This window comes from Cupriavidus sp. IDO, from assembly GCF_000812465.1.
Taxonomy (GTDB): Bacteria; Pseudomonadota; Gammaproteobacteria; order Burkholderiales; family Burkholderiaceae; genus Cupriavidus.
The window spans coordinates 1-11,384 of sequence record NZ_JWMA01000100.1 but is presented as its reverse complement, the minus strand read 5'-3'; the positions used below and the strand labels follow the sequence as shown (position 1 = coordinate 11,384).

General features: G+C 61.1%; 9 protein-coding genes and 1 pseudogene. 3 read left to right on the top strand and 7 right to left on the bottom strand.

The window, feature by feature from the left end; all coding sequences use genetic code 11:
- Window positions 1-96 precede the first annotated feature (96 nt).
- The 4 genes and pseudogenes from RM96_RS40715 to RM96_RS24545 form a co-directional block, all read right to left on the bottom strand.
- On the bottom strand, window positions 97-249 hold the full coding sequence (locus RM96_RS40715) for a hypothetical protein (RefSeq protein WP_193752518.1): 153 nt from the start codon (window positions 247-249) through the stop codon (window positions 97-99).
- A 581-nt stretch (window positions 250-830) separates the two neighbouring features.
- A pseudogene (locus RM96_RS24555) lies at window positions 831-1,406 on the bottom strand (PIN domain-containing protein).
- A 2-nt stretch (window positions 1,407-1,408) separates the two neighbouring features.
- Window positions 1,409-1,870 (bottom strand): excisionase family DNA-binding protein, encoded by a 462-nt coding sequence (locus tag RM96_RS24550; RefSeq protein WP_039014334.1) that lies wholly within the window; start codon window positions 1,868-1,870, stop codon window positions 1,409-1,411.
- A 459-nt stretch (window positions 1,871-2,329) separates the two neighbouring features.
- Window positions 2,330-3,916 carry a tetratricopeptide repeat protein gene (locus RM96_RS24545; protein WP_039014333.1) on the bottom strand — a complete coding sequence of 529 codons (1,587 nt, stop codon included), beginning with the start codon at window positions 3,914-3,916 and terminating at the stop codon, window positions 2,330-2,332.
- A 377-nt stretch (window positions 3,917-4,293) separates the two neighbouring features.
- Between RM96_RS24545 and RM96_RS24540 the strand changes: the two genes are divergently transcribed.
- Window positions 4,294-4,836, top strand: coding sequence for a phasin family protein (locus RM96_RS24540; protein ID WP_052279724.1), 543 nt, complete (start codon window positions 4,294-4,296; stop codon window positions 4,834-4,836).
- Window positions 4,837-5,131: 295 nt separating this feature from the next.
- Window positions 5,132-5,560 carry a hypothetical protein gene (locus RM96_RS37635; protein ID WP_082016699.1) on the top strand — a complete coding sequence of 143 codons (429 nt, stop codon included), beginning with the start codon at window positions 5,132-5,134 and terminating at the stop codon, window positions 5,558-5,560.
- 515 nt (window positions 5,561-6,075) lie between these two features.
- Here the strand turns inward: RM96_RS37635 and RM96_RS24535 are convergent.
- Window positions 6,076-7,728, bottom strand: coding sequence for a sialidase family protein (locus tag RM96_RS24535; RefSeq protein ID WP_039014332.1), 1,653 nt, complete (start codon window positions 7,726-7,728; stop codon window positions 6,076-6,078).
- 803 nt (window positions 7,729-8,531) lie between these two features.
- Window positions 8,532-9,416 carry a LysR family transcriptional regulator gene (locus RM96_RS24530; RefSeq protein WP_039014331.1) on the bottom strand — a complete coding sequence of 295 codons (885 nt, stop codon included), beginning with the start codon at window positions 9,414-9,416 and terminating at the stop codon, window positions 8,532-8,534.
- 200 nt (window positions 9,417-9,616) lie between these two features.
- On the opposite strand from RM96_RS24530, the gene argC reads away from it, so the two are divergent.
- Window positions 9,617-10,570, top strand: a complete 954-nt coding sequence (argC, locus tag RM96_RS24525; RefSeq protein ID WP_039014330.1) for an N-acetyl-gamma-glutamyl-phosphate reductase — start codon at window positions 9,617-9,619, stop codon at window positions 10,568-10,570.
- Between the two features lie 179 nt (window positions 10,571-10,749).
- Here the strand turns inward: argC and RM96_RS24520 are convergent, their stop codons facing one another.
- Complete coding sequence (locus tag RM96_RS24520) at window positions 10,750-11,202, bottom strand: PA2169 family four-helix-bundle protein (RefSeq protein WP_039014329.1); 453 nt, start codon at window positions 11,200-11,202, stop codon at window positions 10,750-10,752.
- Window positions 11,203-11,384 lie beyond the last annotated feature (182 nt).

Here is an 11,384-nt window from a genome sequence, read left to right as displayed (position 1 = left end):
GGAGGCAATCAGCCTCAGCTTCGGAAGCTGCTCCATCAAGGGGCGCCGGAAGGGCGTGCGCTCGCGCATCGCGCATACCACATCGAAATCGCGCAGTCACTCGACGATGTTGCCTTCATCGTCGACGTGCTCGCCAAAGACAACAATCTCCGCCCTCTCCTTCAGGGGCGACCAGTCGGCCACCGTGAGGGCAGCGCCCTGGTAGTCGTCCAGGATGGCAATCTTCTTCTTCGCAGAGCTCGTCGTCATGGCATCTCCAATCAGTCTGGTTTGTTCAGAATACTCCGGACAGCAGATAGCCTGCATTCGGAACCTTGGCCTGCAGGCCAAGCGTCTTCAGCATCTGGTACACCGTGGAAGTCGCTGAAGTCTGGGCGTGCAATGCACTGTATGCCGCCGCCCATTTCGATGTTGTCCCCATTCCCGCCAACCCTTCGGCGACAGTTGAGTGAGGGGCGGCCGGCCCCACACCGGCCCTGGGTCACCTGCCCCTGCCCACAACGAAGGCCCAATAGCTTTTTCTGAGATCGGGCGTTATGTTGAAATGTGCTTGACCACCTTTTCGACGTGAAAGCCGTCGTCGGCTTGCATGATCTTGCTCCAAGCTCGCTGCAGCACCTGTTCTTGCGCCGAGGCAATGGCCCCGCCGTATGCAGGAGCAAATGCAGCAAGCCAGTCAACTCAATCCAATTGTCTACTCAGTGCGTAGACAATGTCCCTGATTGGGAAATCTCGGTGAAGCGATATCCAATTGTCGCCGCCTTGCCATGACGTCTGCATCGGTCGCCGCCCCCAAGATGAGGACGGGCTGGCAAAACCGCCCGGGGGATTCAAATTGCCAGACTGTACTGCGTTAGGATCAACACCGTTTGCGTCAGGCCTTGTGCCGAAAGGGTAGTCAAATACTCCGAAGCAGACTTCGGCGGATTCTTCAAAGACAGCACGGTGTTCCGCCACTGCCGCTAGGACCTTCCCTGCATTCAGATCAAAGAGGTCTACGACGAAATCGTCCGGGTGGATCGCCTCGACGTTGAACTCCTTGAGTGCGGCTTCCGGGAAGTCCTTCATATTAAAAACGTGATGATTGCCTCAGAGCCGCTATGAATCGCGGCCGCAACCACATGTCGATCGTCAGGGTCAGGCAGCTTAATGGACTCAATGAGGTGCTCGTACCCGCTAATCAGCGAATCGCGAACACTTCGGTTCATCAGTTCGCGCGTGCCTGCTAGGCGATCCGGCGAAAGCTCCGGCCGCCGCGCGAGGAGGTTGCGAATCCACTCGTCATGAATTTCATTCGTCCACTTGGCACGGTACAGGTCGGTCAGCGCGAGACGCATCAGCAGATCCCGCAGCGGCGCAGGATAGAGAACGCAGGCATCGTAGACTACAGCCAAGTTGGAAGCCATGCTCAATAGCCCATGTCCAGCTCTTGGGCCTGCGCCGCGAGTTCGTCTAGTGCCTTACGTCGCTCGTCATCAATGCGCTGCTTGTAGCTAACAACGTCCTGGTAGAGGACGCGCCGATGCGTATTGACTTTGCGGAACGGAATCTCCCCCTTCTCTAGCAGCTGAACCAAGTACGGCCGAGAGACGTTAAGCAGGTCCGCCGCCTCTTGCGTCGTCAGTTCGGCGTGAATGGGAATGATAGAGACGGCGTTCCCTTGGCCGATTTCAGCGAGAACCTCGACGAGAAGCCTCAACGCAGAGGTGGGCAATGTGACGCTATGCAACTCGCCCTTGTCAGTCTTGAAGTCGAATTGCTGCGTCTCGGAGCGGCTGTCCAAGGCTACAGCCAGGCTGCGGCTCGATTCACGGGCGATAGCACTTTCGTTTGCCGAAGGCAGCGTCGTGTTGGTGATGGTTGCGTGCATGAAGGGCTCCGAATGCTACGTATCCGCGCATGATAATTCGAAATAATCGAATTCGCAATATCCGAAACGACGCACCAACGAAGATGATTGACAGTCACCCTTGGGTTCATAAATTTGTGACGCTTTGCACGCAAATTTAGCACCACTGACGAACGTTGCAGCAGCAGAGAAGGCCGAGCCGTGGATCAGGGGGAACAGCGCGAGGCCGCGTCGTCACGAAGATAAGGCAACGTTATCGTGCCTTATCGCCACGTCCCAGCGATGCCAGGGCCTCACGTGCAGTCCGGCCCGGCACGCTGCGGCTAACCGTGACTCGCCAGAGATGGCAAAAGCGCAACGGCGGTAGCCGGCCATGAGGAGGCGCTCGCCCATGCCATTACTTGGAGATCCGGACGTCGGCACCCGCCAAGCTAACGGACTTTCGATGGCCAGTGATGCGAGTTGCAATTCGACGCGCATTCAGTGCGCCGCAAGATACGCCTTGGCGGCCGCAGTCTCGGGTCGCGTGCTGTCTGCATTCTTCGCGAGCGCAAGGAGTCGCCTGTAATAGTCGGTCGCCATCTCGCGCTGCCCGGCAGCTTCCGCTGCACGCGCCGCGCCATACAGCCCGCGATAGCGATTCGGGTATTCCCGCAGCGCCGACTCGTATTCATGCAGGGCTTGGCCCGGCATTCCTTCCTCGAACAGCAAGTCCGCAAGCAACTCCCGCATCGGGAAAAGCCGGTTCTCCATAGCCACGTTCTTGATGCTGGCGTCCTCGCCGTCTGCGGCTGCTCGCATCAATTGCTCCGCCTGCGCGCGGTTGCCCTCGGCCAGCGCGATCCATGCCGCAACAGCGGTAATCTCTTCCTCGGTTCGTGCCACCCAGTACGACTCATTCGCTCTCTCAAGGTCCTGGCGCAGACTTTTCATTGCGTCGATCTCCAGCCTTGCGCTGGTCGGATCGCCACTGCGCGCCATCCCGATGCCGCGCGCAAAGCGCGTGATCGAATCCGCGTACGCCCAGTTGTTCGAGGTGACGGGCAGAGCGGCGGTGCCCTTCCAGTCTGCGCGCTCAAGTGCATAGCGCGCCGGCATCGCTGCAACCGAGTTCTTGTAGCCCTTCAAGGTTGGCGGCTTCTGCATGGCGTCGGCCACTCCCTTGTCGATCAAGGCACGCGCCTTCACGTCCTGCGACAACTGCAGATGCGCATAGACCACGAAGTCCAACGCGTGGTAGTAATCCGGCTGGACCTCAAGCGCGCTCAGATTGGACGTGATCGATTGCTCCCATCGCCCGAGCATCGTGTAGATGTGCGACGGCATGTGCCGCGCGTGTGGCGCCGCGGGAGCAATGATGGCGTACTTGCTGGCCGCGGCGAGCCCCCTTTCCGCAAGAGGCGGATAGTCGTAGGCATGGATCAGGTAATGCGCGGCGCCGGGATGCTGCGGGTTCTTCGCGAACAGCCTCTCCAAAATCTCAGCGGACTTGCGCTGGTTGGCATAGGTTCGGTCAGTCGGTGGGGCGGCAGCCTGCAGGGAGAGCGCGTAATAGATCCAGACTTCGTCGTCCTCCGGATAGCGCTGCGTCATCCGTTGCATGGCGTCCGCGTAGGCCAACAGCCTGGCGCCGAGGGGCACCTTGTCGTAGTCACGGTAATACGCGCCGATCGCGCCGATCCAGTCACGCTCGCGTTGGGTCTTTGCCCCAACCGCACGAGCCTTGGCAAGGGCTTCCGACGCCGCCTGGGCATCGCGCTGCGGTGGCGGGCCTGCGAGTGAATTGCCCAACAGATTTACGGCGATCCCCCAGTAGGCGATCGCACAGCCCTGATCTTGTTCGATGACCACCGCGAAGGTCTTGCCCGCCTCGGTGAACCAGAACGAGTGCAGCAGCGCCACGCCACGCTCGAACAGTGGCTGGACCTTCGGGTCGCACGAGGTTGGGAAGCTGACTTTGCCTAGCTGGTCTGCGCTTGCCTCGTGTCCATGCTCGTCGGCGAGCACTGAAGCCGATCCCAAGATCAGCGCCGTCGCCACGATGCCAGCAATGTTCCGAGTGCGCATGAGGATCCTTCTGATCGTCACGACGATAATCGATACTGTAGACGATTCATCAGAGCTGTCCCAGCGCTGGCAACCTGTGCGGAAATCGCAGGCAGCTTTGTTTCCATAGGCCCTAATCATAAAGCGCACACCTCACCGCGGATGGGATCAAGTTCAGTGGCAGCCCGCAGGCGGCTTGCAAATTGATCGGCGACAAGGACGTTGCCGAAAAAGGATGGTGCAATGCGTGAAACCAAGGGTTAGTTTCGCTGAGCTACTCCAGACTCCATGCCCAGATGATTCCCATGGCGTAAACCCGGAGCCGATTGGTCACTGCGCTGTCATCGTCAGCGGTTAGAGTACCGGCTCTGAAGATAAATGCGATAAAGGAGACGCAGATGTTCCTTACGTCTGAACAGATCGCCGCCGCGCAGCGTGCCAGCCTGGAAACCTTATGCGGGCTGACACTAAAGGTCTTCGAAAGCCTGGAGCGGCTTACGGCGTTGAATCTGCAAGCAAGTAGGGCCCATTTCGCTGACGGCACCAATGTTACGTTGAAAGCGCTATCCGCAACGAGTACTCAAGAAATCCTGGCGCTCCAAGAGGAGACCATCAAGCCGGCGCAAGAGAAATTCCTGAGCTACATCCGTCAACTTTCTGAGATTTCCGACGCCGCACAGCTTGATTTCTCAGCGTTTATTGAAGGCGTCCAAGCCGCCAATGCAGAGAAGTTGCTGGCCTTTTTTGCGAAGGTCTCGGAAGCTAGCCCAGTTGCTTCGGAGTCGACCGTGGCCATCGTGAAGTCGGCCATCCACGCAGCCCAGACTGCTTACTTGTCAGTCCAGCAAGTCACGAAGGAAACGGCTGAGCTTGCGAATGCCACCCTCGGCGGCGGTGAAATGGAATCAGAATCGAGCACTCCCGAAGATTCCGAGGCCTGAAGCGGGATGCTTCCGGCCCAATACTCGTTGGATGGCCGTTATCGGTGGGCCGTGTAGGTCCGCAACGGCCGCTGAGCGTAAGTTCGTCGGCGGCCCCGGCCGATGGCTCTTCCGGCCGAAGAACGGCCGTACGGGCGGTACGAGGCAACGGGCCGGTGACTTCAGGAATCCACTTGTTCCCTTCATAGGCAACGCTGGGTGCGCAATCGTATGAAACGAGCCTCGTCCCGTCGATATGATGTTACCGTCCCGCCTACTCGACGCCGGTAGACTTCAGATCTGAAAGGACGTGATCATGAGCATGAAGCATTTGCTTCTATTTCTAGTATCCATCTCGCTGATACCGATTTCGTCCGCGGGAGAGTTGTCAGACTCGGACGCCGGCACCTATGAGTTGCTAAAGGAAGATCGAACTCCGTCCGGCGTGCTTTACCGATTCACTCGCTCTGGCAACAAATGGGTAGTCTTCGGGAAACTGCCGGCCAAAGATTGGAAGGATGTTTCCTGCGATTCTGGTTGTGAGTACAGAATAAGTACGAAAAGAGAGATTCAAGCCTACTTCCCCCCTGACTGGAGGGAAAGCAATGAGATCGCCTGCATCCAGAATATTGCCCTGGCATTTTGCCGATTCTCGCCTGTCAACGCTCCTGGTAGAAATGGTTACATATTCTTTGCGCTGGTGACAGGCAAACCGATCCCTATGAGGACTCGGCGGCTGAACTAGCCTTAGGCAGGATGCATGCTGACCCATGGCAGGGGAAGCTCCTTTCCATTTTGGATCGAGACTGAACGACGCCTTCCCAAGCTCGAGTCCAAGCATCACGAATGCTTGAAATGGGTCGGGCTTGGCTGGCCAGCGCCCTTCCCTCTCTTGGCCATTGCCGGCCATGACCGGTCCTTCGCTGAGGCTGGTGCTCGTTCATGGAAACGTCCGATTCACATCCTACTGCGGACCTTCGCTACCTGATACTGACAGACGGCCATTGGCCAAACCATTGGCTTCTCCCATACGTGTTCATTTCCGAATGGCTGGTTTCAGAAAAAGGGACGAAGATCATGAAGAGACCTTGCGGTTCGGGAGTGCAGGGAACGGGCGTCCAAGGCGATCACGCAACGAAAACACTGCTGCATCATCGCAGAGAGTTCGCGCATTCCCCTCCCCATATGAGCGGTTGCCGGGACCCTGGCGCATCCCGGAGGACCGGGCGGCGACGCTCCTCCAGCCGCCGCCGGTTGCGCTCATGGCAATGTGATTTGGCGGGTGAATTCCGCCGTCACGTTGAGACCCGTGGCTATGCCGAATACCGGATACACGGTCTTGGGCCCGCTAGCAGTCAAGCCCATGTAATCGCCAAGGAAATGGCCACGCGCCACGGGAGCGTCAAGTATGTTGAACGAGGCTGTGGTCAGAGGCTGCTCATTGCCCCAGTTGGCGGGCTTCGTGCAATCGCTGGAGGTAGGGCAGAAGAGCACGAAATAGTCGGTGCCCTCGATGCCAGATGTCTTCCCGTCATTACGAAAGTCGTAGTACGTCACCACGATCGTCTTGCCGTCGCCCGACGCCACCACCGCGGGGATGAAGGCCTGCTGACGACACGGGTTCGTGGCATTCGTCGGCGTCTTGTTGATCATCACCGGCGCCGACCAGGTTAGCCCGCCGTCATCCGACTCGCTGAAGACGATCCCGTCGATCGGGATTGACCCAGTGGAACTTGTTGGCGTGGGGCACATGGCCGTCGAAAAACGATCGTCCTGCCAGGCGAGATAGATTGCCCCCGTGACTGGGTTCACAGCCACGCTGTAGAGAATGGAGGCATCGCGTATCGGCGCGCCGGTGTCCGGAGTGACCACTCGGACCACGTGAATATCGTTGGCGAACGTCGGCCCGCTCCAGCTCCCTCCCTTATCCGTGGACTTTATATAGCCGATGCTGAGACCCGCCTTCGTGACACCGATCGCGGTGAAGAAATCGAGCACAGTCCCATCAGGCAACACCCGCACGATGTTGTCGATCGTCTGTTTGTTCGTGCCCGGCTGGAAGATCGGGGCGGCCGTGCTCCAGGTCACACCATTGTCAATGGATCGCGAGAAGAAGGTCGGGCCGGTAAAATTAAACTTGAAGGACGGAGCACCGCCCGCTGTAGCGTTAAGCAATTTGCGGGCGATTTCGACACCATCGTTTTCCGCCAGCAATTGAGCAGCGTCGATCGTGTGCGGGAAGACGCTCAGTTGATCCCACACCGCATAGACGAAACCGCTCGCGGTCGGATCGGCGGTGAGCGAGTTCTTGTCATTTAGCACGTGCGGCGAGTTGTTGCGGATCAGCGTAACCGGAGTTTGCCACGTCGCGCCGTGGTCGACGGACCGGCTGACCAGCATCGCGCTATTTCGTGCGCCAAGCGGAGTCGTCGGCTTCATCGGATCCAACACCAGCGAGAAGAAGAACGCCGTTCCATTTTGCGCAAAGTCTACCCAGGGATCGGAGGCGCGACCGAATTTACCCCCGGTGCACTCGGTAACGCCGGTCGGGATCGAATTGGTCCAAGTGCTGCCCGCATCGTTGGAGACGACGCCGACGAGCCCGCGTGAGCCACCATCGTTCCAGCGGTCCTGTTGGTGGCCCACGAGTAGGCGAGACGGGTCGGTCGGATCAGCCGCCACCCACGGCTCGATCGACGTGGCTGGATAAAGGATGCTCCCGAATGCGGCCTCCTGCGCGTGCACCTGGTCGGCAGCGCATCCACTGAACGGATCGCCCGCGGCCACCTGGACAAGTGGGCCAAGCGTCTGCGCCTGGGAGCCTGTGCCGATCGCGCACGTGAGCGCGATGACGCCGCCACCTGCGAGACCCTGGGAAATAAAACGAGACAGGCGTCTGGAAATTGATTTCATTCTGTGCCTCGCGAAAAAAGGGTAAAACGCCTTTTGCACCGCCGACTGCACATCACCGGCACTGACTCTCGCAGTTTGAACGGCCGATCCACGCGCGAAAAACGACTACCTTCCCGTTGCAGCATGCCCGTTTTCCGAGTTGGGATCGCGGTGCGCTTGAGCGTTGGTATTCGTGCGATCAAGCGCATCGAAACGTTAAAAAATCCACGCAATTCTCCACCGCACTCGATCCGCATAAGGCGAGACAGACAGACTTACTATATGGTGCCAACGGCAAATGACAACGGGTTCCCAGTCAACTCTGTCCTGCCTGATGCTTAATTCGTAACATCGATGAAACAGATGGCCTCGGGTGTCCGCGTTTTTGCATCGACCGGTTGAATCTCCACTTGGGCACGGTCATTCAGAGCGCAATCGTCCGAACGCCCGCTTCGGGTCGGATACCGCCTTGCGCTAGCAGACTCGGAAAGAGCCGCACCTCTTTCATCAGGCGGTGCCCGACATTCAGATTGGCCAGGAACAACGACGCCGAACGGACGCTGTCGTTCTCGCGAGCTCGGACCGACTTAGCACGCCCGCGCGCCCGCCCACCAGCGACCGCGACTTACTTTCGCCCGGGCGCAACGTCCTGGAGCGGCGCAGTTTGTCAGGCTGGCTGCACGCCTACCCTCGGCGCCGCAGCACCGATAGCGCAGGCCAATGGCTGGCAACGCAGGCCGCGCGGACGATGCCCCCGGGCAACGCCCTGGAAGGTCCGGTCTGGGCGCCTCGCACAGCCGCCGGTCGACGCGTGGCCAACGGCGCTACCCCGCCCGCAGCGCCCACAGGGCCTCAAGTACGTATTCCGTGGCACGTTCTACCCGTTCCCCGCTGTGCGCCAACCCCAGTCGCCGCCACAACGCTGGCCGCAGCGGCCGCATCACTACGCGCGCATCCGGCGCCGGCGTGGTGACCTCGTGTGGCAGCAGGGCCGCGCCATAGCCGGCCGCCACCAGGCTCTTGATGGCGTCGTTGTAATTGAGCTGAATTCGCGGCGCCGGCCTGTGGCCACCGCTGGCGAACCACTCGGCGGTCAGGCGCGACAGGCGCGTGGTGCCGTCATTCAGGATCAGCGGGCGCGTTGCCAGCCAGGCTGGCGTGATGCGCGCCGGGCAGGGCCAACTCGCTGGCAGGAAAGCCCGTACCGGATCGCGCCGCCAAGGGCGGATGGTCAGCCCCGCCACGCGCGCCTGTGGCAGTGCCACCAGACCGACCTCCAGCGTGCCGGCGGCCAGCCGCGCCAGCGTCTCCTGCGAGGTGAGCACGGCCACCTGCACGTCGATGTCGGGATGCCGCTCCGCCAGCATGGCCAGCGCCTGCGGCAGCAGGTGGGCGATGGCCCCGGTCGAGGCGCCGAGGCGCACGCGGCCGGTCAACCCCTGCACCTGACGCTGCACGTCGTCCAGCGCAAGGTCGGCATCGGCCAGCAGGCGGCGGGCGCGATCGACCAGTGTCTCGCCAATGGACGACGGACGCACCTCGCCGCGCTTACGCGTCAGCAGTGGCGCACCGACGCGGGCTTCCAGCTCGGCAATGTGAAGGCTGACGGTGGGCGGAGCCAAGTGCAACGCGCGCGCAGCTTCGGCGAAGGAACCCAGATCGGCGATGGCGACGAGGGTACGCAGGCGGTCCAGGCTGATCTCGCGCATGGGGTGGCACTCCGGTTAAGGGCGTATCTGCTGACGAGGATATCGTTCAGGAAAGGTGAACTTCATCGTCATGATATTCAACTTTTTCGATTCTATCCGGTGGCGCAAGATGGCGCTTCCTGTACCGGCCGCACCAACGCAGAGCTGATGCTGCACCGGCCGGGGACGCCACTTTCACGCCACTTCCGAGGATCCATCCCATGCGCTACCCTCTTGTTTTCATCGACGGCGACCAGGGCACCACCGGCCTGCAGATCCACGAACGCCTCCGCGGACGCGACGATCTGCGCCTACTGACGCTGCCCGCCGGCCAGCGCAAGGATGCGCGCGCCCGCGCCGACGCCATCAACGGCTGCGACATCGCCATCCTGTGCCTGCCGGACTCCGCCGCACGCGAGGCGGTGACGTCCATCGTCAACCCTGCGGTGCGTGTGATCGACGCCAGTTCGGCACACCGCACGCAGCCCGGCTGGACCTATGGCTTTCCGGAGATGGCCGCCGGCCAGGCGCAGCGCATCGCGGGCGCGCTGCGCGTCAGCAATCCGGGCTGCTATCCCACCGGGGCGATCGGCCTGCTGCGCCCCTTGGTGGGGGCCGGCCTGCTGCCGCACGACTACCCCATCGCCATCCACGCAGTGTCGGGCTATTCGGGTGGCGGCCGCACCGCAGTCGATACCTACGAGGGACCGGAGGCCACCCGGGCCCTGCCCTTCCAGGTCTATGGCCTGGGCCTGGCGCACAAGCACACGCCTGAAATCCAGCAGCACGCGGGCCTGGCACGGCGCCCCGCCTTCGTGCCGGCCTACGGCGCCTTCCGGCAAGGTATCGTACTGACGGTGGCGCTGGAGTTGGACCTGCTGGCATCCGGCACGGACGTTGGCAGGCTGCACGCCTGCCTGCTCGACCACTACGCCGACGCCTGCCATGTCGAGGTGATGCCGCTCGCCGAATCGGCCGCTGCCACTCACCTCGACCCGCAGGCACTGAACGGCACCAACGACCTGCGCCTGGGCGTGTTCGCCAACCGCGAGCACGGGCAGGTGCTGTTGGCAGCGGTGTTCGACAACCTCGGCAAGGGTGCTTCGGGGGCGGCAGTGCAGAACCTCGACCTCATGCTGGCCGGGGTGGCGGCGGAGGTTCGCCGGGCCGCCTGACGTCTACCCAGGGTAATGGCGGTCGTCGCAGCCGGGCAGTCCCGAGTTCACCGTGTCGCCTTCCAGGCGCGTTACTTAAGGCGGCGCAAGCTTCGGCGTCGAAATAAGAAGCGGGCCGGCAGCTTGTCGGCTTCCGGCCCGCCTGGTGCGATCGGGTCAATCAGGCGTGATTCAGCGCGTCAGTGAATTTGCATGCCACGCATGGCGTGGATGCGTTCGTGATACTTCTGCATGCCCTCGTACTGACGCAGGAGCACTGAGCGGATTTCCTCTGGCATGTCTTTCGCCAGCGCCGAGCGGTACTCGCGCCTGGCGGCGTCTTCCTCGCGCTCGCACAACTGCAGCACCGCGTCATCGTTGTGCGGCGCAATGATGTGCATCACCTCCATCCAGCCACGATGCATCGTGCCGGCCATGGAGCCACGGTCGCGCGGCACCGCGCCCAGGGAGCTGACCAGGGCCTGCAATTCGGTCACCGAATTGCGGCAGGATTCGGCGGTGCCGGTCAGGATGCTGCGCATCTCGGCGTCGTACACTTCACGGGCGCCGGTCATGCAAGTGAGTTCGCCGTCCTTGCCGACTTCGATCAGATGGTTCAGGGTAAAGACGAGTTGTCCTTGAGCGTTGGCCATTGAAAATCTCCTTGCCCGAATCGAGGAAGATGTGAACCTACGAGGACATCCACGCCGGGCGGGTGGTGCCGGGCTGGCTCACGTGGGATTATTGAGATTTACAAAAAACATGACAACCGATTCTAGGCCGGTGCGTTTTATCTCGAACAGGTCGAATGGAGATATGCGCCATGGCGAAGAGT